The sequence below is a fragment of the Streptomyces sp. NPDC050147 genome, assembly GCF_040660195.1.
Lineage (GTDB): Bacteria > Actinomycetota > Actinomycetes > Streptomycetales > Streptomycetaceae > Streptomyces.
Window position 1 is genome coordinate 248,833 of record NZ_JBFALJ010000006.1, and the last position, 25,646, is coordinate 274,478.

At 72.1% G+C, this 25,646-nt stretch carries 19 protein-coding genes; 11 read left to right on the forward strand and 8 right to left on the reverse strand.

Annotated features, from left to right (window positions below):
- Window positions 1-13 precede the first annotated feature (13 nt).
- The 3 genes from AB0I94_RS12870 to AB0I94_RS12880 form a co-directional block, all read right to left on the reverse strand.
- Window positions 14-466: a hypothetical protein gene (locus AB0I94_RS12870; RefSeq protein WP_363309537.1), complete on the reverse strand. Its 453-nt coding sequence runs from the start codon at window positions 464-466 to the stop codon at window positions 14-16.
- The gene (locus tag AB0I94_RS12875; protein WP_363309538.1) at window positions 463-1,791 is read right to left on the reverse strand and encodes a hypothetical protein; all 1,329 of its coding nucleotides are present in this window, start codon (window positions 1,789-1,791) and stop codon (window positions 463-465) included. The genes AB0I94_RS12870 and AB0I94_RS12875 overlap by 4 nt, the downstream gene beginning before the upstream one ends.
- A gap of 97 nt (window positions 1,792-1,888) precedes the next feature.
- Window positions 1,889-4,843, reverse strand: a complete 2,955-nt coding sequence (locus tag AB0I94_RS12880; RefSeq protein WP_363309539.1) for a beta-N-acetylglucosaminidase domain-containing protein — start codon at window positions 4,841-4,843, stop codon at window positions 1,889-1,891.
- A gap of 356 nt (window positions 4,844-5,199) precedes the next feature.
- Between AB0I94_RS12880 and AB0I94_RS12885 the strand changes: the two genes are divergently transcribed.
- Genes AB0I94_RS12885 through AB0I94_RS12895 form a run of 3 tightly spaced genes read left to right on the forward strand, consistent with a single transcriptional unit; the run spans window position 5,200 to window position 7,991 of the window.
- The gene (locus tag AB0I94_RS12885; RefSeq protein ID WP_160505071.1) at window positions 5,200-5,436 is read left to right on the forward strand and encodes a hypothetical protein; all 237 of its coding nucleotides are present in this window, start codon (window positions 5,200-5,202) and stop codon (window positions 5,434-5,436) included.
- On the forward strand, window positions 5,437-7,731 hold the full coding sequence (gene malQ, locus AB0I94_RS12890; protein ID WP_363309540.1) for a 4-alpha-glucanotransferase: 2,295 nt from the start codon (window positions 5,437-5,439) through the stop codon (window positions 7,729-7,731). It begins immediately after the preceding gene.
- A 20-nt stretch (window positions 7,732-7,751) separates the two neighbouring features.
- On the forward strand, window positions 7,752-7,991 hold the full coding sequence (locus AB0I94_RS12895; RefSeq protein ID WP_363309541.1) for a hypothetical protein: 240 nt from the start codon (window positions 7,752-7,754) through the stop codon (window positions 7,989-7,991).
- A 138-nt stretch (window positions 7,992-8,129) separates the two neighbouring features.
- On the opposite strand, the gene AB0I94_RS12900 is transcribed toward AB0I94_RS12895, so the two are convergent.
- Window positions 8,130-8,705, reverse strand: a complete 576-nt coding sequence (locus AB0I94_RS12900) for a TetR family transcriptional regulator (protein ID WP_363309600.1) — start codon at window positions 8,703-8,705, stop codon at window positions 8,130-8,132.
- 189 nt (window positions 8,706-8,894) lie between these two features.
- Here AB0I94_RS12900 and AB0I94_RS12905 point away from each other — a divergent pair, with 189 nt between their 5' ends.
- From AB0I94_RS12905 to AB0I94_RS12915, 3 genes are all read left to right on the forward strand, one after another.
- The gene (locus AB0I94_RS12905; RefSeq protein ID WP_363309542.1) at window positions 8,895-10,388 is read left to right on the forward strand and encodes an FAD-dependent monooxygenase; all 1,494 of its coding nucleotides are present in this window, start codon (window positions 8,895-8,897) and stop codon (window positions 10,386-10,388) included.
- Between the two features lie 285 nt (window positions 10,389-10,673).
- Window positions 10,674-11,537 (forward strand): DMT family transporter, encoded by an 864-nt coding sequence (locus AB0I94_RS12910; protein WP_363309601.1) that lies wholly within the window; start codon window positions 10,674-10,676, stop codon window positions 11,535-11,537.
- 51 nt (window positions 11,538-11,588) lie between these two features.
- Entirely contained in the window at window positions 11,589-12,509 is a 921-nt protein-coding gene (locus AB0I94_RS12915) for a LysR family transcriptional regulator (protein ID WP_363309543.1), read from the forward strand.
- A gap of 113 nt (window positions 12,510-12,622) precedes the next feature.
- Here the strand turns inward: AB0I94_RS12915 and pepN are convergent, their stop codons facing one another.
- Entirely contained in the window at window positions 12,623-15,190 is a 2,568-nt protein-coding gene (gene pepN / locus AB0I94_RS12920; RefSeq protein WP_363309544.1) for an aminopeptidase N, read from the reverse strand.
- Between the two features lie 227 nt (window positions 15,191-15,417).
- Between pepN and AB0I94_RS12925 the strand changes: the two genes are divergently transcribed.
- Both AB0I94_RS12925 and AB0I94_RS12930 read left to right on the forward strand, forming a co-directional pair.
- Window positions 15,418-16,665, forward strand: coding sequence for a flavin-dependent oxidoreductase (locus AB0I94_RS12925; RefSeq protein ID WP_363309545.1), 1,248 nt, complete (start codon window positions 15,418-15,420; stop codon window positions 16,663-16,665).
- A 264-nt stretch (window positions 16,666-16,929) separates the two neighbouring features.
- Entirely contained in the window at window positions 16,930-17,427 is a 498-nt protein-coding gene (locus tag AB0I94_RS12930; RefSeq protein ID WP_363309546.1) for a DUF1203 domain-containing protein, read from the forward strand.
- Here AB0I94_RS12930 and AB0I94_RS12935 read toward each other — a convergent pair.
- Complete coding sequence (locus tag AB0I94_RS12935) at window positions 17,378-18,307, reverse strand: LysR family transcriptional regulator (protein WP_363309547.1); 930 nt, start codon at window positions 18,305-18,307, stop codon at window positions 17,378-17,380. The genes AB0I94_RS12930 and AB0I94_RS12935 overlap by 50 nt on opposite strands.
- Before the next feature lie 83 nt (window positions 18,308-18,390).
- Between AB0I94_RS12935 and AB0I94_RS12940 the strand changes: the two genes are divergently transcribed.
- Window positions 18,391-19,581, forward strand: a complete 1,191-nt coding sequence (locus tag AB0I94_RS12940) for an MFS transporter (protein ID WP_363309548.1) — start codon at window positions 18,391-18,393, stop codon at window positions 19,579-19,581.
- A 41-nt stretch (window positions 19,582-19,622) separates the two neighbouring features.
- On the opposite strand, the gene AB0I94_RS12945 is transcribed toward AB0I94_RS12940, so the two are convergent.
- A complete protein-coding gene (locus tag AB0I94_RS12945) occupies window positions 19,623-20,639 on the reverse strand; it encodes an aspartate-semialdehyde dehydrogenase (protein WP_363309549.1) in 1,017 nt (338 codons plus the stop codon).
- 184 nt (window positions 20,640-20,823) lie between these two features.
- Here AB0I94_RS12945 and AB0I94_RS12950 point away from each other — a divergent pair, with 184 nt between their 5' ends.
- Together AB0I94_RS12950 and AB0I94_RS12955 are read left to right on the forward strand one after the other, a co-directional pair.
- Window positions 20,824-21,360 (forward strand): sigma-70 family RNA polymerase sigma factor, encoded by a 537-nt coding sequence (locus AB0I94_RS12950; protein WP_363309550.1) that lies wholly within the window; start codon window positions 20,824-20,826, stop codon window positions 21,358-21,360.
- A gap of 2 nt (window positions 21,361-21,362) precedes the next feature.
- Window positions 21,363-22,139: a hypothetical protein gene (locus AB0I94_RS12955; RefSeq protein ID WP_363309551.1), complete on the forward strand. Its 777-nt coding sequence runs from the start codon at window positions 21,363-21,365 to the stop codon at window positions 22,137-22,139.
- 75 nt (window positions 22,140-22,214) lie between these two features.
- On the opposite strand, the gene AB0I94_RS12960 is transcribed toward AB0I94_RS12955, so the two are convergent.
- On the reverse strand, window positions 22,215-25,508 hold the full coding sequence (locus AB0I94_RS12960; protein WP_363309552.1) for a S8 family serine peptidase: 3,294 nt from the start codon (window positions 25,506-25,508) through the stop codon (window positions 22,215-22,217).
- Window positions 25,509-25,646 lie beyond the last annotated feature (138 nt).

Here is a 25,646-nt window from a genome sequence, read left to right on the forward strand (position 1 = left end):
GCTCCGGCCTCCGTCACTGGCCGTTACGGCGCTGCACGGCCGTGACCACGGCCGCGAGCGCCGCGACCCCGCCGCCGAGCAGCCCGGCGCCGGCGCCCGCCGCGCCGTGGTCGACGCAGTACTTGGCGATCCAGAGGTAGCCGACGATCCCGCCCGCGCCCAAGGCCACGCCGGTCACCAGGCCCGCCGCCCGGAACCACACGTTGACCAGGTCGAGGCGGCGGTTGTGCTCGGCGTCCTGGACCCGCTGGTCGACGAGCTTGTTCTTCATCTGGAATTCCTGCTCGACGAGCGACAGCATCCGCTCGGCCGAGTCGGACACCAGCTCGTTCCAGATCCGCATCTGCTCGCCGGACGGCAGCTCGCGGTACTCACCGGTCGCGGGCGGTGCCGCGGGCTCCGGTGACGTCTCCGGCACCGGCGGGTTGCCCGGTTCCGGCGATCGGGGCGGGACGGGGGCGGTCATGGAGTGGTCCCGTTGTCGTCGGGCGAAGGGGATGAGGGTGATGCCGGGGACGGGGGCGGGTCCGGCGCCCGCATCTGAGGGACGGGCAGCCGGGCGTACAGGGCGTTCAGGGAGCGCTCGACCGCGGCCCGGCTCTCCTCACGGGTGGGGCGTGGGAGGACGGGCTGCCGGGGGCGCCCGGCGGGGTCCGGCAACGGGCCGGAGAATCCCCACGCCGCGTACATGCCGTCCATGAAGGCGCGGCCGCGGGGCTCCGGGGGCGCGCTGCCGGGCGGGCGGGCGCGGGCGGGCGGCGTCCGCAGCCGCGCGGCGACGATCCCGATGACGGCGAGCACCGCCCACAGGCCGAGCAGCGTCGCGGCGCCCCACGTTCCCCGCATCGGGGGCAACGCCCGCAGCAGCGCGAAGAGGCCGACCGTGATCGCCGCGAGGGCCAGCAGGACGAGGGCGAACGGCGCGACCGCGGAGAGCGCGGACGCGGTGGCCTCGCCCGCTGTGGTCAGGGCCGAGCGGGTGCGGCGCCCCAGTGCCCGGCCGCGGTGCCCGAGTGCCCGGCCGCGGTTCGTGAGCACCGGCTCCCGGCCGCCGCGCCGGCCGGACCGGGCCAGCAGTACGTCGGGGCCTTTCGCCTGCGTCAGTACCTGGGCCCGCGGATGGGCGGCGAGGGCGTGTACGGAGAGCGGGCCGTCGCCGCCGAGCGCGTCGGCCAGGAACGGGCGAGGAGACCGGGGGACCGGGTCGGCGACGATCAGCGTGAGACGGCCCTGGAAGTGCCGTACCAAGTACTCGTACCGATGGTGGAGTGCCTCCCCTAGGTGGGTCTCGGTCGGCCGGTCCGGTTCCAGGACCACGACGATGTGCCGGGCCGGGGCCCCCTCGATGAGATGGAACAACCCGGTGAGGGGCAGGCCTCCCCGGCCGTGGGGGCGACCGTAGGGGTCATCGGCGTCCAGGGTGCCCGCGTAGTGGACGAGAAGCAGATCGTGCGCGTCGCCGACGGCGGACTGGAGCGAGTACGCGCCTTGCGAGGAGTCGCTGGCACGCACGGCGACACGGCCCGGCTCGGTGTGGAAGAGGCTGTCGCGCCAGCGGGTCAGGGCGTCCCGGACGGCTCGCGTGGCGGGTGGAGGCCCGGACGGCGCCCGTCCGGATGCCCGCCGGCCCCGCTCGTGCGGCATGCCGGTATACGGGTCGTACCCGTCGTCGTAAGGGTCGTTCCCGTACGGGTCAGGCCGGTCGGCTCCGCCCTCGTGGCCGCCGTGGCCCTCGTACAGCAGAACCGCACACGAGGCGCGCGGGTCCGGCCGGTGCGCCCCTAACCGCATGCCGATCCTCCCCCCGACGAGTCCTTGCCCCATCATCGCGCCTGCGACCGCTCAACTGGCAAGCTCCACAGCCACCTTGTTGACACACTCGGCCCGCTTACGAGGCGTCAGCCACCGCGTACGCCTCCACCGACCAGAGCGAGTAACCGAAGCGTGTGGCCCGTTTGTCGCCCTGGACGCGGATGTAGCGGGTGTCGCGGGCGTCCATGCGGACCGCCTCCCGGCCGCCCTTGCCGTCCTTGACGGTGGCCGCCGTGCGCCAGGTCCTGCCGTCGGCGGAGGTCTGCACGCGGTAGCCCGCCGCGTACGCGTCCTGCCAGCGCAGGACGACCTGGCCGAGCCTGACCGGCTCCGCGAGCTCCATCTGCCACCAGGCGCCGTCCTCGACCGGCGACGACCAGCGGGTCGTGGGGTCGCCGTCGTTCGCGCCGGACGCCGGGAAGTCCTTCGTCTCGTCGCCCGACGAGGAGGCCTTCGCGCCGCGCGCCAGGTCGGGACCGGCCGTGCGGGGATAGGCGCGGATCGAGAGGGTGCGGGTCTGGCCCTCGAAGGTGACCGGGATCTCGTACGTCCCCGCGCGCGTGCCGGCGGGGACGGTGACGTCGACCGGGACGTCGACCCGCGTGCCGCGCGGCAGCGTCGACTTCTCCGGGGTGCGCACCTGAACGCCGTCGGGTGCCTTCGCCGTGACCTTGCCCTGTACGTCGCCGGGGCGCAGGGACGTCAGCTTCGCGGTGACCCGCTGCGGGCCGCCGCCGATCTCCACGTCGGCCTCGGTGCGGGCCAGGGAGAAGCGGGCGGCGGGGGAGTCGGCGTACCAGGGGACGACATGGCGGACGGCGCCCTCGGTGACCGTGACGCGGACGGCGTCGGCACGGGGGGCGGCGTCCTTGGGTGTGGAGGGCTTGGCCTCGGTGAAACCCGTGCCGGACAGGGCGCCGATGCGGCGCCAGCCCTCGCCGGGGACGTGGGCCTCGATGCTGCCCTTGGTGCCGGGGTCGGTCAGCGCCGTCACCGCCGTGAGGGGGCGGGCGCTCGGGACACGGACCGTCGCGCGGTCCGACGCCTGCTCGCTGTCGAGCCCCGCCCATGACCTGTACGCCTTCTGCGACCGCGTCAGGAAGGGGGCGAGGACGCCCTTGCCGACGGTGGCTTGCGAAGCCTTCAGCTCCTTCTGGAGCCCCGTCAGGGTGCGCGAGGCGCGCCAGGCGACCGCGCCGTCACCGGTGGACTGCGCGCGCAGCATGTCGACCGCCGTCTCGCCGGCCTCCCCATAGCGCGCCAACTGATCGACCCAGGGCCCCACTTCGGCGTCGAGGTCGCTGCCGGCCAGGCGCCGCGGAGCCTCCTTCATGACGGTGAAGGCGTCCCGCAGGTCCTGTGCGGTCTTCTCGATGCGGGCGGTGTCCGTCGTCGTGCGTGCCCGCCAGAAGTCGTCCATCAGCGGACGCAGATACGCCGACTCGTCGGCGCCGAGGACGGACGAGGCGTCATTGCCCGCGAGGGCGCGCAGGGCGCCCCGCTTCTTCGCGTCACCGCCGGAGAGGTCGTCGATCGCGGCGAGCCACGACTCGTGCGGGCGGTAGGCGCGGGGGTTCCACGCGTAGTCGGCTGCCGTGAACAGGGGGATGCGGGACGCGGAGGGCTGCTCCATGGCGTTGCCGAGCAGCGCCGCCGAGCCGGTGGCGACCGCGGGCTCCCGGCCGGTGTAGGGGCCGAGGAAGATACGGTCCTGCGCGAAGTCGTTGACGGGGTAGTTGTCCATCGTCACGAGTGGGTGCGAGCCGAACGCCTCGCGGGCACCCGCCAGTTCACGCCCGGTGATGGTCTTGGGCACCACGCCGACGCCCGTCCACGCCACCTCGACGCGCTGGTCAAGGCGGGCGGCGATGGCGTCGCGGTACTTCGTGGAGCCGTCCTGGAAGTACTCCGTGGGCATCAGCGAGAGCGGCTTCGCGCCGGGGTGGCGCTCGGCCAGGTGCGCGGAGACGGCGTTGGCGACGCGTGACTGGGCCTTCGCGGCGGCCTCGGGCCCCGAACCGAAGGCATCGGCGTCCGCGGCGCAGTGCCACTCGCTGTAGCTGACGTCCTGGAACTGCAACTGGAACGCGCGTACCCCGAGGGCCCACATCGCGTCGATCTTGCGGTTCAGGGCCTTGATGTCCTTGTCGGACGACATGCACATCGCCTGGCCGGGGGCGACGGCCCAGGCGAGCGTCACGTGATTGCGCTTCGCCCGCTCCGCGAGAGCGCGGAAGTCGGCGCGCTGGTCGGCGGGGTACGGCTCGCGCCAGCGCGCCTGGCGGTAGAGGTCGTCGCCGGGGGCGTAGAGGTAGCGGTTCTGCTTCGTGCGCCCCATGAAGTCCAGCTGGGCGAGGCGCTGTTCGCGGGTCCACGGGGTGCCGTAGAAGCCCTCCGTCATGCCGCGGACCGCGGTGCCGGGCCAGTCGCGGATCTGGACTCCGGGGACGGTGGTGGTGCCGGTGCTCTTGGTGAGCAGCTGGCGCAGGGTCTGCACCCCGTGGAAGAGACCGTCGTCACCGGCGCCCGCGAGGGCGATGGTGTCCCGGCCGCCGATCCGGCCCACCGCGAGGCGGTAGCCGCCGGACGGGAGGTCGCCGCGGGCACGGGCGCCGAGCGCGCGCAACGCCTGGTCGGCGTCGGCGCCTTCGGCGCGGATGACGAGGTTCCCGCCGCCGGGGAGCCGGTCGCCCGCCTTGATGTCGGTGACCTCGGTGATCTCACGGGCGCCCGCGTCACGGAGGAGGTCGCGCAGGGCGTCCATGGCGTACGGATCGGGGTTCTCGCCGGTGGCGAGCACGACCTTGTCGGTGATGGTGACCGGGGCCCCGGCCGAGGTCATCGTCTGGGGGCGGGGCCAGACCGGGGGAAGGGCGCCGTCGCTCTCCCGGTCGTCGTCCGGGGAGGTGGCGGGGGCGCCGGGCTTTCCGGGGAGGCCGGGGGCGGCGACGGCGCCGGGGGCGCCGCCGAGGGCGCCCGCGATGACGGCGACGGCGATGGCCGCCGCGCCTTTCCTGCGCCGCAGTTGCACGGCCCTCTCCTCGCGTCCTTCAAACCGGTGATCACATGTGGTGCGTCAGTTGTCTCAGGGTGTCACTGAGCCCACCACTCGTGGGGTGGGGGTGTCAACGGGCGTGGGTGTTGTGGGGGTTTTCTTCCCTGTGACATCGGCGGGGTTCGTGGTTGATCGGGGGCGGGGCTGAAATGCTTGCTCCGGTTTTGGGCACGATCGGAACCGGGGAAAAGGAAGATCTTGCGTCTGGACCCCCACATAGAGAAACGAATGTGAGTACGCGCACGTTCATACAACGGATATGTCTGCGATCCCGCGCACTGGGTAGGGCTGCTGCCGAAGACCCGTCCTGCCCCCTGACAATGGAGCCCTACGTGCCCGCTTCCGCGAATCTCCTCCTCTCCGCTCTCTCCAAACAGGTCTCCGGCCCCGACTCGGGGCTCGACGGATCCTGCTCCTGCGGCTGCCTCGAGCCGCCCCTGACCAGCGAGCCCCCGCTGGCCGACGCAGCACCCCTGACCAGCGAGCCTCCGCTCGCCGACGCCGCCCCGCTGACCAGCGAGCCCACCTCAACCGGCACCGCGTCGGGCCTGGCCTACATGGGGGTCTAGATGGCCCCATCCGGAGCGACCGGACCCACCACGGGGCCCGCCGATCCCGCCGGACTTTCCCGCCTTGTCGCCTTGTACGGCGTGGCGACTTCTTACTCCCCGTCCCCGGACCGCACGGTTCCGGCCACCGACGCCGCGGTGATCGCGGCCCTGGCCGCCCTGGACGTGGACGCGAGCACCCCCGAGGCGGTGCGGCGCGCCCTCACGGCCCGCGAGGCCGAGCTGAGCGCCCGCCTGCTGCCCCCGACGGTGGTGGTGTGGCAGGGCGACCCCGAGGCGCCTTCACCCTGGGCCGGGCTGCCGCCGGGCACGCGGGTGCGCGTGCGGACGGAGCGCGGGGAGCGGCTGGAGTGGGAGACGCCGTTGCCGGAGTCGGACGAGGGTTCCCGCGACCTCCCTGACGCGCCGCGGGGTGAGCGGACGGACGGGCGGGAGACATCGCCGCGGGGTGAGCGGACGGACGGGCGGGAGACATCGCCTCGCAGCGGCGAGAAGACAGAGCCACGGGTGGCGCCGGCCCTGCCACTTGGCGTCCACCGGCTGCGAGCCGAGACCCCGGACAACCGCACAGCCACCGCCCACGTGGTCGTCGCCCCGCACCGCCTGCCGCCCCCGCGCGAGAAGACGTACGGAATTCTCGTCCAGCTCTACTCCCTCCTCTCCCGCCGCTCCTGGGGCATGGGCGACCTCGGTGACCTCGCCGAACTCGCAGCCTGGTCCGGGCGGACCCTGGGTGCGGGATTCGTGCAGGTCAACCCCTTGCACGCGGCGGTTCCAAAGCCTTCGGACGGGCCGTCCGACCCCTCCCCGTACCGCCCCTCGTCGCGCCGCTTCCCCGACCCCGTCCACCTCCGTGTCGAGGACATTCCCGAGTACGCCCATCTGGACGGCGAGGCCCGCGACCTGGCCGCCGATCTCACGCGGCGGGCCGCCGCGCTCCGCGAATCCGTCCTCCAGCAGGGTCAGTTGATCGACCGGGACGCGGTCTGGGAGCTCAAGGCGCAGGCCCTGGAGCTGATCCGCGAGGTCCCGCTGGGCCCCGGTCGGCGCGCCGCCTACAACGACTTCCTCGCCGAGCACGGGGACGACCTGGAGGACCACGCCACGTGGTGCGCGCTCGCCGAGCGGTACGGCCCGGACTGGCACGCCTGGCCCGCGCCCCTGCGTGACCCGGCGTCCCCCGAAGCCGCCCGCGCCCGCCGCGAGTTGATGGACCGCGTGGACTTCCACTGCCGTCTCGTCTGGCTCACCGACGCCCAGCTCGCCGCCGCGCAGCGCTCCGCGCGGGACGCGGGCATGGACATCGGCCTCGTGCACGACCTCGCGGTCGGCGTGCACCCGGCCGGTGCCGACGCGTGGGCGCGGCGGCGGCACTTCGCCGCGGGCATGTCGACCGGCGCGCCGCCGGACGCGTTCAACGCGCGCGGCCAGGACTGGGGCCTGCCGCCCTGGCGCCCGGACCGCCTCGCCGAGTCCGGATACGCCCCCTACCGCGCCCTCCTGCGCGGGCTGCTCCGCCACGCGGGCGCGGTCCGCATCGACCACGTCATGGGGCTCTTCCGGCTCTGGTGGGTCCCGGAGGGCCGCGCGCCCACCGAGGGAACGTACGTCCAGTACGACGCCGACGCGATGCTCGCCGTCCTCGCCCTGGAGGCCCACCGCGCGGGCGCCCTCGTCATCGGCGAGGACCTCGGCACCGTCGAGGCCGGCGTCCGCGAGACCCTCCAGCGACGCGGTGTGCTCGGCACCTCCGTGCTCTGGTTCGAGCGGGACTGGGCCGGCACGGGACGGCCGCTGCCGCCCGAGCGGTGGCGAGCGGACTGCCTGGCCACCGCCACCACCCACGACCTGCCGTCCACCGCGGCCCGCATCACCGGCGAGCACGTCCAACTCCGGGACAGGCTCGGTCTCTTGACCCGCCCCGCGGTCATCGAGCAGGCCGAGGCGACGGCGGACGTGTCGGAGTGGCTCGCGCTGCTCTCCTGCCTCGGCATGCTGCCCGGCGGCGGCGGACACGAGCAGGAGGAGATCCGCGCCGTCCACCGCTTCCTGCTCGCCACCCCGGCCCGCATGGTCGGCGTATGGCTGCCCGACGCGGTCGGCGACCGCCGCCCGCAGAACCTCCCCGGCACCTGGGACCAGTATCCGAACTGGCGGCTGCCGATCGCCGACGCCGAGGGCCGCCCCGTCACCCTGGAGGAGCTCGCCGCATCACCACGCGTCCACGCGTTCATGGACGTGTTCCGTACCCGCGAAAGACCCCGTACGGCACCCCCGGGCGCGCGGCCCGTTTAGCTGTTCGCTACGTTGGCACCGTGGACAAGAAGAATGCCCTGCGCGCCGGCGCCCTGGCTTCCGGTACGACGCTGATGATGCTGCTCATGTCGTCCCCCGCGCTCGCGCTCACGCGCGACGACGGCGACGACCCGGGTCCGGGCCTGAGCGTGATCGACACGCTCGGCCTCTATGTCGTGGCGCCCATCGTGCTGTTCCTGGTGATCGCGGGCCTCGTCATGGTCGGTGACAAGTCCCGCAAGCCGGTGAAGAAGGGCTGACGCCACTTCGTTCAGCGAGTCCCCGCGTAGGGGACTTCACGTGAGGGGCTCCTCGTCGCTGTGCGCGTACACACGCGTACGTCGACGAGGAGCCCCTCACGTATGAGGTGCCCCGCACGTATGTCCGGAGCTCGGAGGTCACGGTCGCTCGGCCGTGAGATACCGCTGCACCGTCGGCCCGAGCCAGTCCGCCATCTCCTCGCCGGACAGCGCGACCGCGGGCGGGAACCGCAGCACATAGCGGGTCAGCGCCATGCCGAGGATCTGTGAGGCGCAGAGGCCGGCCCGCGTCGGGGCCTCGGCGGGATCGGGGCAGACGCGGCGCGCGACCGGCAGCAGCTGGTCCTTGAAGATGCCCTGCATCCGCTCGGCGCCCGCCGTGTTCGTGATGCCGACGCGGAGCATCGCCGTCAGGACCTCGTCCTTCTCCCAGACGTGCAGGAAGTGCGTCACCAGGGCCCGTCCGACGGCATCGCGCGGCACCGCGGTGAGATCGGGCAGGCGCAGATCGATGGCGCAGGCCGCGGCGAACAGGCCCTCCTTGTTGCCGTAGTAGCGCATCACCATCGACGGGTCGATCCGCGCGTCCTTGGCGATGGCGCGGATGGTGGCCCGTTCATAGCCGTCGGCGGCGAACCGCTCACGGGCGGCGGCGAGGATCGCGCCGCGGGTGGCGTCGGAGCGGCGGGGCGATGCCGGGGCCGCCTCGGGCACTGAGCCGGTGGTCTCGGTCGTCCCCGTCCTCCCCGTCGTCCCCGTCGTCCCGGCCGTCTCGGTCACTGGATCGGGTGCACTTTCATTCATGCCAACAAGCGTAGGCCAACATGTGTTGACAGTCCATGAGGGCGGTCCTACGTTAGTCAACAAGCGTTGACCAACAGTCGTTGGCACAAGGAGGCCGTCATGAACGGAAGCCAGGACACGACCGGCACAGCGAGCCCTACAGTGATCGTCGTCGGCTCGGGCCCCACCGGGTTGCTGCTCGCCGGGGATCTGGCCGCCGCCGGCGTCCCCGTCACGCTGCTCGAAAAGCGGCCGCACGAGATCAGCAATCTCTCGCGCGCCCTGGTGCTGCACGCCCGCACCCTCGAACAGCTCGACGCGCGCGGTCTCGCCGACGAACTGGAGGCCAAAGGGCAGACGCTCGACCGCCTGCGCCTCTTCGCCCGCCTCGACGTGGGCCTGGACAAGCTGCCCTCGCGCTTCAACCACCTCCTGGTCCTGCCGCAGTACGAGGTGGAACGGGTCCTGGAGCGGCGGGCGATCGCCGCCGGTGTCGACTTCCGTTACGAGTGCGAGGTCACCGGGGTCACCCAGGACGCGGACGGCGTGAGCGTCGAAGTCCGCGGCCCTGGAGGGGAGTTCGCCGAGGTCCGGGCCGCGTACGTCGTCGGCGCCGACGGACTCCACAGCCCGGTCCGCAAGGCCATCGGCCTGCCCTTCCCCGGAAAGTCCGCCATCCGCTCGCTCGTGCTCGCCGACGTGAAGCTCGCCGAGAAGCCCGCGTCGGTCCTCACGGTGAACGCCTCCGGTGACGCCTTCGCCTTCATCGCGCCCTTCGCCGACGGCTATCACCGCGTCATCGGCTGGAACCGCGCGCACAACGTCCCCGACAGCGAGCCCCTCGACCTCGAAGAGGTCAAGGAGATCACCCGGCTCGCGCTCGGCCATGACTACGGCATGCACGACGCCCGCTGGATGTCCCGCTTCCACAGCGACGAGCGTCAGGCGCCCGCGTACCGGGTCGGCCGCGTCTTCCTCGCCGGGGACGCCGCGCACGTCCACACCCCGGCGGGCGGGCAGGGCATGAACACCGGCCTGCAGGACGCCGTGAACCTGAGCTGGAAGCTGGTGGCGGCGGTCGAGGGCCGTGCCTCCGAGGGTTTGCTGGACACCTACCAGTCCGAGCGGCACCCCATCGGCAAGGCGGTCCTGCGCAGCAGCGGCGGGATCGTGCGGCTCGCGATGGCCAAGCGTCCGTGGTCGCGCGCGGCCCGCGCCGTCCTCGCCTCCTTCATCAACGTCATGCCCCCGGTCCGCGACAAGGCGATCGGCCAGATCACCGGCATCGGCTACCGCTACGGGGCCCCGAAGGGTGCCCACCGCCTGACCGGACACCGCGCGCCGGACGTCGCGCTCAAGGAGGGTCGGCTCTACGAGGCTCTGCGCGAGGGCAGGTTCGTGCTGATCGCCCCGGAGGGCGCGGGGTGCGAGGGGGAGGGGCGCGCGGTCGTGACGCACTGGGCGAGTGGCCGACGTACGACCGTCCTGGTCCGCCCCGACGGGTACGTGGCGTGGGCGGCGGACGAGGCGGAGGCGGGGGAGGTGCGGGCGGCGCTGGTGGAGTGGGGTGCGGTGGCCGCGGGTGCGGAGGCTGCCGCTGAGACCGTTCAGTAGAACTGTAAAGAGGTCTCGAAAAGATTCGATGGACCTGATGGGTGCGGGGGTGTGAGTGTAGTCCCGCAACCAGCCAAGCGATCAGCCAAGAGATCAGCAAAAGGATCGGCCAAAAGATCCCCGCCGGGTGGTGCCCACCTCGGCGGGGTTCGTGCGTTCCCGGGCGAACCGGGAGGAAGACAAGGGATATCAGTGACTGTCCTGGACCGGACGACCCGGACGACCCCCACTCACACCGCGTCGGGCCCGACGGCGAAGAGCAAGGCGCAGCGGGCCGCGGGCCCCATCGGCCTCGGTCTCGCCCTCGCGGCGCTCGCCACCGTCGTCTGGTCGGGCAGCTTCGTCACCTCGCGTGCCCTCGCCGACAGCGTGCCGCCCATCCAGCACGCGTTCTGGCGGTGGATCATCGCGATCGCGGCGGTGACGCCCTTCGCCGCGCGCCAGGCGTGGCGGCAGCGGGCCCTGCTCCGCAAGCACCTGCGCTTCCTGCTCCTCGCCTCGCTCCTCGGCGTCACCATCTACAACACGCTGGTCAACCAGGCGGGCGTCACCACCACCGCGGGCAACATGGGCATGATCATGGCGGCGTCGCCGGTCCTGATGGCGGTGTACGAACGCCTCGGTGGCGCGAGGCTCGGGGCGCGCCGGGTGACGGGCATGCTGATCGCCTGCGCGGGCGTCCTGGTCCTGGTCTCCGGGGGATCGCTCTCCATGGACTTCGCGGCGGGTGACCTCTGGGTGATCGCGGGGGCGGTGTCGTTCGGGTCGTACAGCGCGCTGCTCAAGCGGAAGCCCGCGGAGATCGGCGGACTGCCGTTCCTCTTCGCGACGTTCGTGCTCGGCGCGCTGATGCTGCTTCCGGTGTTCGTGGTCAGTTTGGTGCTGCAGGGCGGTTTCCAGCCGACTGTCGGGACGGTCTCCCCGCTCCTGTACGTCGGCGTCGTCTCGTCCGCGATCGCCTTCTTCGCCTGGAACAAGGCGATCTCCATCATCGGCGCCGCCCGCGCCGGGGTCATCTACTATCTCCAGCCGGTGTGCGTCGCCCTGCTCTCCTTCGCGGTGCTCGGCGAGGCGATGGGATGGCTGCAGGTGCTGTGCATGGGGCTGATCCTGGGCGGGGTCGTGCTCGGCGCGGCGCGCACGAAGTAGGGGGTGCGTCCGGTGGAACCACCTCTGGTGACCAGTCGGTACGTTGACTCCATGAGCGAGTGGGACATCAAGAAGCTGCAGATCCTGCGTACGTTGAGCGAGCGGGGCACGGTCACCGCGACGGCGCGGACGCTGCGGATGACGCCGTCGGCGGTGTCCCAGCAGCTCTCCAACCTCGCCAAGCAGCTGGGGGTGCCGCTGCTCGAGGCGCACGGCCGCCGGGTCCGCCTCACGGACGCGGCACACCTCGTCCTGCGCCACGCGGAGGCCGTCTTCGCTCAACTGGAGCTCGCGGACGCGGAGTTGGCGGCGTACACGCAGGGCGAGGCGGGGGAGGTGAGGGTCGGGGCGTTCTCGACCGCGGTCCCGGCGCTCGTCGTGCCCGCGGTGCGGGAGCTGCGGGCGGCGGCGCCCGGGATCTCGGTGCGGGTCCGTGAGGTGGAGGCGGCGGAGGCGTACGACCTCCTTGCGGCGGGGGAGGTGGACGTGGCGCTCTCCCTGGCGGTGACGGCGCCGGCCGCCGGGGACGCGGACACGCGCTTCACGCGGGAGTCGCTGCTCGCGGACCCGCTGGACGTGGCGCTTCCCGTGGAGCATCCGCTGGCGGCGGTGGAGGGGCTCCGCCTCTCCGACCTGGCCGGGGAGCCGTGGATCTTCGGGGGCAGCGGTCCCTGGTCCGAGATCACGCGGGCGGCGTGCGAGGGGGCGGGGTTCACGCCGGAGCAGGCGCATTCCGCCTCCGGCTGGACGTCGATCCTCGCGATGGTGGAGGCGGGGATGGGGGTCGCCCTCGTCCCGCGGATGGCGGCGGTCCGGCGTGACGGGGTGGTGATGCGGGCCCTGTCCGCGGACCGCCCTCGCCGCCATGTGGTGGCGGCGGTTCGCCGCGGGGCGGCGGGCGGGGCGGGCGTCAGCAGGGTCTTGTCGGCGCTTCGGGGGGCGGTTTCCCTGCGGGGGGCGGAGGCGGGTTAGGGGGCTCCCCCTCCGGCCGGGGGTTCACCACGGTCCTGGGGTGGCTGGGGATGAGCCCCCCCCGCCGGCCGGAGGGGGGAGGAGCCCCCGCCCCCCCGACCCGCCAAAGAGAGCTACGCGTCCGCCGCCTGCGCCCGCAGGGCCCGCTCCACCCCCGCTCGGGACTCCGTGATCAAGCGGCGCAGCGCCGCCGACGGGGCCGCCGATGCCAGCCACGCGTCCGTCGCGTCCAGCGTGGCCTGGGACACCTGGAGCGACGGGTACAGGCCCACCGCGATCTGCTGCGCCATCTCGTGCGAACGGGAGTCCCACGCACCCTTGACCGCCGCGAAGAACTTCTCCGTGTACGGCGCGAGGAGTTCACGCTGGTCCGTCTGGACGAAGCCGCCGATCACGGACTCCTGGATCGCGTTCGGGAGCTTGTCGGACTCCACGACCGAGGCCCACGCCTCCGCCTTCGCCTCCGCGGTGGGCCGCGCCGCCCGCGCCGAGGCCGCGTGCCGCTCGCCCGCGGCCGTCTTGTCACGGTCCAGCTCCGCCGTGATCCCGGCCTCGTCGAGCCGCCCCGTCGCCGCGAGCCGGTGCACGAAGGCCCAGCGCAGCTCCGTGTCCACCGCCAGGCCCTCGATGGCCTGCTTGCCCGACACCAGCTCCTCCAGCAGCGTCAGCTGCTCCTCCGTACGCGCCGCCGCGGCGAACGCCCGCGCCCACGCCAGCTGGTGGTCGCTGCCCGGCTCCGCCGCGCGCAGGTGCGAGAGCGTCGCCTCCGTCCAGCGGGCGAGCGCCTCCTCGCGCCGCGCCGGAGCCGCGTACAGCTCAAGGGCCATCTTCACCTGACGGTGCAGGGACTGGACGACCCCGATGTCCGACTCCTTGGCGATCCCGGACAGGACCAGCGAGAGGTAATCCCGCGTCGGCAGCTCCGCGTCCCGCGTCATGTCCCACGCCGACGCCCACGACAGCGCACGCGGCAGCGACGCCTCGAAGTCACCGATGTGCTCCGTCACGAACGCGAGCGACTCCGCGTCCATGCGCACCTTCGCGTACGAGAGGTCGTCGTCGTTGAGGAGGATCACCGCCGGGCGCTCGCGGCCCACCAGCTCGTCCACCGCCGTCAGTTCGCCGTCCACGTCCAGCTCCACGCGGTCGGTGCGCAGCAGCTTGCCGCTCTCGTCGTCCAGGTCGTACAGGCCGATCGCGATCCGGTGCGGGCGCAGGGTCGGCTCGCCCTTCGCGCCCGCGGGGAGCGCCGGCGCCTCCTGCTTGACCGCGAACGACGTGATCCTGCCGGACGTGTCCACGTCCACCACCGGACGCAGGACGTTGATGCCCGCCGTCTCCAGCCACTTCTTCGACCAGGTCTTGAGGTCGCGCCCGCTGGTCTCCTCAAGGGCGCCGAGCAGATCGGACAGGCGCGTGTTGCCGAACGCGTGCGCCTTGAAGTACGCCTGCACGCCCCGGAAGAACTCGTCCTCCCCGACATACGCGACGAGCTGCTTCAGGACGCTCGCGCCCTTCGCGTACGTGATGCCGTCGAAGTTGACCAGGACGTCGTCGAGGTCGCGGATGTCCGCCATGATCGGGTGCGTCGAGGGAAGCTGGTCCTGGCGGTACGCCCACGTCTTCATGGAGTTGGCGAACGTCGTCCAGGAGTGCGGCCAGCGCGAGTTCTCCGCGTACGCCTGGCAGGCGATGGAGGTGTACGTGGCGAACGACTCGTTCAGCCAGAGGTCGTTCCACCATTCCATCGTCACCAGGTCGCCGAACCACATGTGGGCCAGCTCGTGGAGGATGGTCTCCGCGCGCGTCTCGTACGCCGCGTCCGTCACCTTCGAACGGAACACGTACTGGTCGCGGATGGTCACCGCGCCCGCGTTCTCCATCGCGCCCGCGTTGAACTCCGGCACGAAGAGCTGGTCGTACTTGGCGAAGGGGTACGCGTAGTCGAACTTCTCCTGGAACCACTCGAAGCCCTGCCGGGTGACCTCGAAGATCGCGTCCGAGTCGAGGAACTCGGCGAGCGAGGGGCGGCAGTAGATGCCGAGCGGAACCGACTGGCCGCCAGGACCCTCGTACGAGCTGTGGACCGAGTGATACGGACCGACGATGAGCGCCGTGATGTACGTCGACATGCGCGGCGTCGGCTCGAAGACCCAGACGTCACCGCTGGGCTCCGGGGTCGGCGAATTCGAGATGACCGTCCAGCCGGACGGTGCCTTCACGGTGAACTGGAACGTCGCTTTCAGGTCGGGCTGCTCGAACGACGCGAAGACGCGGCGCGCGTCAGGCACCTCGAACTGCGTGTAGAGGTAGGCCTGTTCGTCGACCGGGTCGACGAACCGGTGCAGGCCCTCACCCGTGTTGGTGTAGTCGCAGTCGGCGACCACCTTGAGCTCGTTGGGCCCCGCCTCCAGGTGCTTCAGCGCGATGCGCGCGTCACGGAAGACGGCGGCGACGTCCAGCGAGCGTCCGTTCAGGACCACCTCGTGGACCGCCGGAGCGACCAGGTCGATGAACGTCTCGGCGCCCGCCTCCGCGGACTCGAAGCGCACCGTGGTCACCGACCGGTAGGTGCCGCCCTCTTGCGCGCCGGAGAGGTCGAGGTCGATCTCGTACGAGTCAACGGTGAGCAGCTTCGCCCGCTGCTGCGCCTCTTCGCGGGTCAGATTGGTGCCGGGCACGCGGTCATCTCCTCAGGTACGTCAGGTACGACTTGTGGCGTTTCCGGCCATCCTTCCACGTGGGTCCGCGGACGTGTCCGGGCATGGTCCATGGACCGCCACGCGGCATTGTTCGATGGCCGGGGTGCCGCTAGCATCCGCGCGTCGACTCACGCCCCGGGGGGAGCGTCCATGGGAATTCGACGGTCATCGCGATCGGCGCGATTACGCGGTGCGGGGTGCGCCGCATGATCGACGTACTCGTCGCGGGAGCGGGGATCGGCGGGCTCACCGCCGCGCTCAGCCTGCACGCGGCGGGCATCGGGGTACGGGTCATCGACGCGGTGGACGCGCTGCGGCCCGTCGGGGTCGGCATCAACCTCCTTCCGCACGCCGTACGGGAGTTGACGGAGCTCGGGCTCGGCGCCGAGCTGGCGGCCACGGCCGTGCCGACCGCCGAGACGGTCCACTTCGACCGGCACGGCAACTACATCTGGGCCGAACCGCTGGGCCTGGCGCGCGGTCACCACTGGCCGCAGTACTCCCTGCACCGCGGCGCGCTGCAGCTGATCCTCCTCGACGCGGTGCGCGACCGTCTCGGCGAGAACGCCGTCCAGACCGGTACCGCGTTCGTGCGGTACGCCGAGCCGGAGGGGTCGGGGGCGCTGCGGGTGACCCTGCGGGACGTACGGGGCGGACGCGAGTTCGCGGTGCCGGTGCGGGCCCTGGTCGGCGCCGACGGCCTGTACTCGGCGGTGCGGGCCCGGCTGCACCCCGGAGAGGGGCCGCCGCTGTGGAACGGCATCCGGATGTGGCGCGGGGTCACCGAGTGGGAGCCGGTGCTCGGCGGCCGTGCGATGGCGTTCGCGGGCAGCAACGCCACCGCGAAGTTCGTCGTCTACCCGATCTCGCGGGAGGCGGAGACGCGGGGGCGCGCGCTGCTCAACTGGGTGGCGGAGGTGCGGTTTCCGGTCCATCACCACGGGTCGCCCGGCCCGGTGGACTGGAACCGCTCGGGGCGCCTCTCCGACGTCCTGCCGCACTTCTCCGGGTGGCGGATCGGGGACCTGGACGTGCCCGCGCTCCTTGCGGCGACCGGGTCGAGGGCGCGCATCCTCGAGTACCCGATGGTGGACCGTGACCCGCTGCCGTGGTGGGGGCGCGGTCCCGTGACCCTGCTGGGTGACGCGGCCCATCCGATGTACCCCGTGGGGTCGAGCGGCGGCTCGGAGGCGGTGCTCGACGCGCGGGCGCTCGCGCGGTGCGTGGCCCTCGCCGGGGCGGACCGGGTGAGCGGGTTGCGTGCCTACGAGGCGGAGCGGTGGGGCCCCGCCAATGCCGTGGCCCTGGCCAATCGGGCGATGCCGGTGGACGAGGTGCTGCGGGCTGTGGCCGAGCGGGCGCCGGAGGGGTTCTCGCGGGTGGAGGATGTGCTGACGGGGGAGGAGCTGGCGGAGTTGGGGGAGGGGTATCGCAGGATGCGGGGCTGTTGGTAGGGCTTCCTTTTCCCCAACCCCGCCCCTTCCCGAAAACCCACTCGGCGTGGGGGCCCTTGGCCTTGGGTGCCGTCATCACCGGCTCCGCCGAGTTCGTCCTCAAACGCCGGACGGGCTGGAATTCCCGCCGGTCCGGGGAAATCTTTCAGCCGTCCGGCGTCTGAGGACGCCCTCGCGCAGCGAGTTTCGGGAAGGGGCGGGGTTGGGGAATGTGACGTCTGAAATCCGCCAGCCCCACCCACCCGCACGCGTGACCCTTACCCCATGACCTACGACCCTCGCCCCATATCCCCCACCGCCCTCAAACAACTCCGCATCACCGACGACGCAGGCCGCCCCACCCACCCCTACGTGGACACGGAAGGCGGCAGCCCCCTCCGCTGCTGCCTGCGCCCCGTCACCCCCGGCGAACGCGTCGCCCTCGTCTCGTACGCACCCCTGCGCCGCTGGGCCGAGCAGACCGGCGCCGCCCCCGGTGCCTACGACGAGCAGGGCCCCGTGTTCATCCACGCGCAGGACTGCGAGGGACCGGCGGCCGGCGGTGACGCGTACCCTTTCGCCCGGCCGGGAGCCCTGCGTACCCTGCGCCGCTACAACGCCGAGGGCCACATCGTCGGTGGCCGCCTGATGGAGATCCCGGACCCCGCGACGCAGGGTTTCGACACCGCCCTCGCGGAGGCCTTCGCCGACCCGGAGGTCGCCCTCGTGCACGTCAGGGCCGTCGAGTACGGCTGCTTCCACTTCGAGGTCCGCCGCCCCTAGGGCCCCAGGGACCGCCCACCGCCCGCGCGAACGCCCGCACCCGCTCCGTCTCCGCGTCCCGGCGCCACACCATCCCGAGCACCGAATCCGGCACCCCCTCCACCGGCACGAACGTGACGTCACGCCGCCCGTGATACTCCGCGGTGGGACGGCACAGCAGCATCGCCCCGCGCTCGGCCGCCACCAGCGTCAGCCCCTCCTGGAGGGTGCGCACCTCCGGCCCGGGCACGGCCGACGGGGCCTGCGCCGCACGCCAGTAGGCGGGTGCCGGAGCCGTCGCCGAGATCAGCGGGGTCTCGGTCAGCTCGGCGGCTCGCAGCGACGCGCGGCCCGCGAAAGGATGGCGTACCGACACCGCGACCGTCTGCTGCTGGCGGGAGAAGAGCGGGCCGAGCACCAGATCCGGCTCCTCGACGGGCAGCAGCACGATCGCCGCGTCGACGTCCCCGTGCCGCACCGCCCCGAACGGATCCGCGAACGGCACCTCCACGATCTCCGTCACGCAACCCGGATGCCGCTCCTGGAAGTCGGCGATCGCCCGCATCAGCCGCGCGTCCGCCGTCCCCTGGAAGCCGATCCGCAGCCGCCCCGTGACCCCCCGCGCCGACTCCCGCGCCGCGTCCACCGTGGCGCTCAACCTCTCGTAGGCGGGGCGTAGTTCGGCGAGGAACCGCTCGCCCGCCGGAGTCAGCCGCACCCGTCGGCTCGACCGCTCCACGAGCCGTGTGCCGATCCGCCGCTCCAGGTCCCGGAGCAGCTGACTGACCCGGCTCTGCGACACATAGAGCCGCTCGCCCGCGCGGCCGAAGTGCAACTCGTCGGCGAGCGCGATGAAGCACTCCAGCTCCCGTATCTCAAGCACCGGCGCCCCCTCGTCCATGACCCTCATCCATGAGCCTCGCTCATTGAAGGATGAGATCTTCGCCGTTGTTCCCCGCGGCCGCCCGACGAAGGCTTGTCCTCATGCACACCACCCAGGGCACACCGTTGGAACGCACCGATTCGCGACGCTCACTGCCGCTCTCCGTCCTCACCGTCGGCGCCGCCACCTTCTCCATCGTCACCACGGAGATGCTGCCGGTCGGCCTCCTCACCTCGCTCTCCTCGGGGCTCGGCGTTTCCGACGGGACCGCGGGCCTGACCGTCACGCTGCCGGGCGTGGTCGCCGCGCTCGCCGCCCTGCTGCTGCCCGTCGCCGTGCGGCGCGCCGACCGGCGGACGGTGCTGTGCGCGCTGATGGTCCTGCTCGCCGCAGCCAACCTCCTGTCCGCGCTCGCGCCCGCCTTCGGCATGCTGCTCGCCGCCCGGCTGCTCGTGGGGGTCTGCATCGGGGGCGTGTGGGCCATCGCGGCCGGGCTGGGCGTACGGCTGGTGCGCGAGGAGTCAGCGGGGCGGGCCACCACGGTGATCTTCAGCGGGATCGCGGTGGCGTCCGTGCTCGGCGTGCCCGCCGGAACGTTTCTCGGCGAACTCGCGGGCTGGCGCTGGGCGTTCGCGGTGATGGGGGTGTTCGCGCTCGCGGTCGCCGGGCTGCTCGCCGCGGTGCTTCCGCGACTGCCCGCGACGGCGGCGGTACGGCTCGGCACGTTCCCCGGGCTGCTGCGCGGCGCGCGGCTGCGGGCGGGACTCCTCGTGGTGCTGTCCCTGGTGACCGGGCACTTCGCCGCTTACACCTACGTACGACCCGTACTGGAGCGGGTGCCCGACCTGGGCGCCGGGCTGATCAGCGGACTGCTCCTCGTCTACGGGATCGCGGGCATCGTCGGCAACTTCGCGGGCGGCGCGCTCGCGGCCCGCGACCCGCGCCGGGCGCTGCTCGCCATCTCCGCGGGTCTTGCCGCCGTGGTCCTGCTGCTCGGACCCGCGGGCGGCTCGCTCCCCGTTTCGGTGGCGCTCCTCGTCGCGTGGGGCCTGGCCTACGGCGGGGTCTCCGTCTCCGCGCAGCAGTGGGTCCTGGCCGCCGCGCCCCACGCCCGGGAGGCGGCGTCGGCACTCTTCGCCGGGGTGTTCAACGCGGCGATCGCCCTGGGCGCGCTGACCGGCGGCCTGGTGGCGGACGGCCTCGGGACCACGGACGTGCTGTGGCTCGGGGGCGGTCTCGCGGCGCTCGCGCTGCTCGTCGTGGCCCGCGCGAAAGGGGCGGGCACCGACTGAAATCGGTGCCCGCCCCCTACGGCGTACGTACGAGGAGTGCGTCAGCCCTTGAGCTCGGCCGCCACCAGCTCCGCGATCTGCACCGCGTTCAGCGCGGCGCCCTTGCGGAGGTTGTCGTCGGAGATGAAGAAGGCCAGGCCGTTCTCCACCGTCTCGTCGCCACGGATTCGGCCCACGTAGGAGTCGTCCTTGCCCGCCGCGACCAGCGGGGTCGGGACGTCGGTGAGGACGACGCCCTCCGCCTTCGCGAGGATCTCCGTGGCGCGCTCGGCGCTCAGGGGACGCTCGAAGCGGGCGTTGACCTGGAGGGAGTGGCCGGTGAAGACCGGCACGCGCACGCAGGTGCCGGAGACCTTGAGTGCCGGGATCTCCAGGATCTTGCGGGATTCGTTGCGGAGCTTCTGCTCTTCGTCGGTCTCGTTCAGGCCGTCGTCGACGATGGAGCCGGCCAGCGGCAGGACGTTGTACGCGATCGGCGCGACGTACTTGTTCGGCGCCGGGAACTCCGTGGCCGAGCCGTCGTGCGTGAGCTTCGGGGCGTCGTCGCCGACCTTCTTGACCTGGTCGAACAGCTCGTCGACACCGGCGAGACCCGAGCCCGACACGGCCTGGTAGGTCGCCACGACGAGCGCGGTGAGGCCGGCCTCCTGGTGCAGCGGCTTCAGGACCGGCATCGCGGCCATCGTCGTGCAGTTCGGGTTGGCGATGATGCCCTTGGGGCGGTTCGCGATCGCGTGCGGGTTGACCTCGGAGACGACGAGGGGCACCTCGGGGTCCATCCGCCAGGCCGAGGAGTTGTCGATCACGACGGGCCCCTGCGAGGCGACCTTCTCGGCCAGCGCCTTCGAGGTGGCGCCGCCCGCCGAGAACAGGACGATGTCGAGGCCGCTGTAGTCGGCCGTGGAGGCGTCCTCAACCGTGACACCGTCGAGCTTCGAGCCGGCCGAGCGGGCCGATGCGAACAGGCGCAGCTCGTCGACGGGGAAATCCCGCTCGACGAGGATCTTGCGCATGACCGTGCCGACCTGACCGGTGGCTCCGACGATTCCGACCTTCACAGGGACTTCCTCCGTATGTGCATGGGCATAGGCATTGGCCTGTGCGTTCCATCATGCGTCTGTCCACGGCCGCCTTGTCCAATCCATTGTCCGAAGTTCGGGATGTCACATTCCCGCGGGCCCGCGTCGAACGTTTCGGGCGCTGCTGGCGTCCTAGGGGAAACGTGGGGACGGGAGGGGTGTCTTGCTGCGCGGAAAAACGCGACGGGACCGGCGGGACCATGAAGAACGGTCCGATCCGCTCGACGCGGCCCAGGAGGACCGGGTGCGGGCGGTGCTCGCGCTCGGCGGAGTGCCGCACGCGGACCTGCCCGACGGCGTCCAGCAGGTCAGGCTCAAGCTCCTGGAGCGGGCGGCGGACGGGCGCGAGGCGCCTCGTGACGTGTCCGCGTGGGCGGCGGTCGTCGCCTCCAACCTCGCCATGGACTGGCACCGGGCGCGCCGGAGGCAGGAGCGCCTCGGGGAGCGGCTCGCCGTGCTGTGGCGGGAGGCGACGGACGAGGACGGGGCGGAGTCGCGGGCCCTCTCGATGGCCGTGACCCAAGGCCTCGACGCGCTGCCCGACAGCCAGCGGCAGGTCGTCGTGCTGCGTTTCTACGCCGATCTGCCGGTGCGGGCGATAGCGGACGAACTGGGCATACCGGAGGGCACGGTCAAGAGCAGGCTGCATACGGCGGTACGGCTCCTGCGGACGCGGCTGCACGAGGGCGAGGTGGTGTGAGGGTGGCCAGGGACGAGTACGAGGAGCGCGACACGTGCGACGCGCTGATGCTCGCCCTCACGGGCGAGCCCGTGCCCGAGGCCCGCGGACAGGACCCGGAGCTCGCGGCGGAGCATGCCGCGGCTGTGGCGGATGTCGCGCTGCTTCGGGAACACATCGGGGTGGTCGGGCGAGCGCTGGCGGCTCCGGAGCCGGAACCGGCCCCTGTGGTCGCCGTACGCCCGGCGGGTGTCCGGCGGCGGCGCGTGACGGTGGCGCTCGGCCTCGCCGCGGCCACGGCGGCCGTGTCGCTGGTGGGCGGGGCCGTCTGGCTCGCGATCGAGAGCGGGGGCGGGATCAGCGCAAATGCCGACAAGGACGCGGCGAAGGGGGCGGCGTCGGGCGGGGACCACAAGGAGGACGCGGGCGGTCCGAACGAACGGGACGCGGGCGGTTCGGACGACATGGACCAGAAGCCCGGCGCGTACGCGGCCTGCGCCCGGCTCATCGTGGAGGGCACGGTGAACCGCGTCGAGCCGGTCCCCGGCGGCGTACAGGAGCGGATCGTCCTGGACGTGACCCGCTACCACAAGCCGAGCCGGGGGGCCGAGCAGGTCACGTTCGTGATGGACGTGGACGTGGACCCGCGCCTGCGGCCGGGCGACCGGACCCTGATCGGCATCCGGAAGGGGGAGGCGTCACCGGACGTCTGGTCCAAGGGCAAGAAGGACCTCGCCAGGGACCGGGCATGGATCGAGCGCGAGCTGCGCCAGGGGAAGGGCAAGAAGATGACGTGCTGAGAGGAGGGTGAGGCTCGCACGTCGGCCGGGCCGGAGGTCTCCGGCCCGGCCGACGTCTCAGCGAGAGAAGGACCGCTACGGGGTGACCTTCTCGATGAGCACGCTGCCGGTACCGGCGACCGTGCCCCGCCCGTTCAGGAGGGACACCTCACCGAACAGCTGGCGCCCCTCGGCCGCGGGCGCGTCCGCCGCGACCTCGGCGGACACCTGGGCCGACGCGCCGTTCGCCAGCTGCACCGGCGCCGACTCGTCGACCTTCACCGAGCCGAGCGCGCCCGAGAAGAAGACGTCCCGGTAGTCGTACGCGGTGGTGCCGGACGGAATCGAGTAGCCGGCCACCTCGATCTCGTACGTACCCGCCGCGGGCTTCTTGAGGCTGACGGACTCCTCGGAGTCGCCGTCCGCCGCGGAACCCACGACCACACCGTCCTTCGAGACCGACAGGTCGAGGTCGGCCGCGGCGTCCGCCGTCGACCCGATGGCGACGTCGAGCCGCTCCGCGCCCTCGGGCACGACCACGGTCGTCGTCTGGGTCTCACCCTGCTTGATCGACGGCTTCGCCGCCTTCGCGGAGCCGAGCGGGCCGCCCTTCAACTTGCCGTCCACCGCTGCGAAGTTGTTGGTGACCTTCCAGGAGACGGGGGCCGGGGTGCCGACCTTCGCCTCCGGGACCGTCTGCACGGCGGGGTCGAAGGCGACACCCAGCGCGGAGACGTCCAGCTTGTAGGGGTTGTCCAGGAGCGGCGACGTCCTGCGCGACTCGACCTCGATCTCCCAGACGCCCGGCTGCGGCTCGGGGTACGAACGCAGGTCGGGGCGGCAGGTGTTGGCCGGGTTGTCGTAGTTCGCGTAGCAGACGAGCGAGGACGTCGAGTCGACCGGGACGCCGTACGGGTGCACCGCGATGAACCGCGTCTGGCTCTTGCCCTTCAGGCCACCGAGCGCCACCTCGAGGGACTTGGCGCCCTTGGGGACCGTCACGAAGTACGACTTGGTGCTGTTGCGCTGCACCGCGTCGGACGCCGAGAACGTGTACGCGGGCTTGGCGAGCGGCGCCGAGACGACGACCGTCGACATGATCTGCTGGTCGATGCCCTCGCTGCGCTCGTCGTCGACCGTCAGGATCGCGCTGTGCAGACCGGCCGACTTGGCCTTCGCCTGCACCTTGACCGTGACCGGCTTGTTCAGCGGCAGCGTCACCGCGCCCTTGCCGAGCAGCTCGAAGGTGCGCTCGTGGTTGTTGACCAGGTCCAGTTCGTGGCGGATGCCGCGGTCCGGGCCCGATGTGCGGGTGATCGTGACGTCGTACGTCCGCTTCTGGCCGGTCTTCAGGCCGCCCTCACGGTCGTAGATGCCGGTGCCGGGCTTCTTCAGCTCCTGCTCCAGGGCGGTGTCGACCGGGGCCTTCACCGTGTACGTGTGCGCCTTCGCGTCGTCCTCGATGGCGTTCCACGCGTCGACCACGTTGATCAGGCCGGTGCCCTGCGCGTACGCCTGCTCGCCGCGGATGCGGTCCGCGGTGGAGGTCAGCGCGGTGCGCAGCTTCGCCGGGGTGAGGTCGACCTTCTCCCGCTTCGCGGCGGAGAGCAGCAGCGCCGAGGCGCCCGCGGCCTGCGGGGACGCCATCGACGTGCCCTGCAGCATCGAGTAGCCGGCGGGCAGTTGGTAGCCGGCCTCGGCGACCGGGGAGCCCGGCAGCCAGGTCTGCGTGGTGTTGATGGCCGCGCCGGGCGCCGAGATGACCGGCGCGAAGCCGCCGTCCTCACGCGGACCGCGCGAGGAGAAGTTCATCATCGCGTACTTCTTCTCCACGGCGGAGCCGTAGTTGGCGGCCCAGGTCTCCTTGGAGATGGAGGCGCCGACGGAGATGACCTTGTCCGCGAGGCTGGGGTCGCCGATGGTGTTCGCGCCGGGGCCCGAGTTGCCCGCGGAGATCACCAGCTGCACGCCGTAGGTGTCGATGAGGCGCGTGTAGAGCGCGGCGCGCGCGTTGTTGCCGTCGTTCAGCGCCGGGAGGCCACCGATCGACATGTTGACGATGTCGACGCCGCGCTTCGTCACGAGGTCGATCATGCCCTCGGTGAGCGCGACGTTGGTGCAGCCGCCGCTCCAGGTGCAGGCGCGCGAGGATACCAGCTTGGCGCCGGGGGCGGCGCCGTTCATCTTGCCGCCGAACAGGCCGTTGGCCGCGGTGATGCCCGCGACGTGCGTGCCGTGCTCGGACTCGATGACGCCGATGTTGACGAAGTCGGCCTTCTTGCCGACCCAGTCGCCGCCGTACGGGTCGGTCGGCACGTCCTTGCGGATCTCGACGACGAACGGGACGCGCTCGACGACGTCGGTCGCCGGGTCGTCCTTGCCGAAGTAGGCGACCTGGTGGTCGTCCTTGTACGGCTTCATCGTCTCGTCGTCGGTGAAGTCGTTGTTGTCGTTCAGGTCGACCCGGACGGTGCCGGCGGCCGGGTCGTACAGGACGCCCCAGCTGTCGGTGGTGTCGCCGTCACGGTTGATGTCGCCCTTGGCGTCGCCGCCGGTGGTGGCCGACTCGCGGAAGCGGTTGACCTGGAAGGTGCCCGCGGGAGCCTTCCACGTCTCGCTGTCCCAGGTGAAGACGGGGCCGGTGACGGGGTTGGTCATCCGCCGCCAGGTGCCGTCGGCGTCCACGATCGGGTCGGTCGCGGTCACCCAGTCGGTGATCTTCCGCTCGCCCGTGGTGGTCTTCTGGAGCGCCGGGTGCCCCAGGTCGACGCCGGAGTCCAGGATGCCGATGGTGGTGCCGCGGCCGTCCGCCTTCGGGTGCTTCTTCACGAAGTCGACGGCGCCCGTCTCGAAGGACGGGTTGTACGGGTTCTTCGCCGGAGTGTTCTTGCCGGGTCCGGCGTACGTCCCCTCCGCTGCCTTCTTCGCACCCTTGGCGCGGTCGGCGGCGGGCGTCGGGTCGTCGAGCTCGATCTCGTGCCGCAGGTCGATGCCGTGCACGGACGACAGCTTCCCGGCGGCCTCGATGGCGGCCTCGGCCTTGCCGGTGGGCACGGTGGCGCGTACGTAGCCGAGCTTGTCGTACGTCCGGCCGACGGAACCGCCCTTGACGGCGTCGAGCTGGTCGGCGACCTGCTCGGTGGCGCCCGGCGCGGTGGCGACCATCATCGTGACGGTCTTCTCGCCGTCCGCCTTCGCGTCGGCGAGGAGATCGGCGTCGGCCGAACCCAGCTTCTTCGCGGCGGACTTGGGGGTGGTCCGGCCCCCAGGGTCTCCGGGGCTCCCGTCGGCCGCGAGGGCCATGGGTATGGGCCCGGCGGCGGAGAGCGCGGCGGTCAGGCCGACGGCTATCGCGAGACGGGTCGTGCGTCTAGCACTGGATCTGTGCATCAGCATCCCTGTACGTAAAGGTCGAAAAGGTCCGGAATCCGGAACCGGATGACCGCTCAGCTTTACGTAAGGGACCGCTGTTTGGGGAGAGTTGTCGGGTTACGATCGAGGCGTGACGCAATCCCGCCATGCGCCATC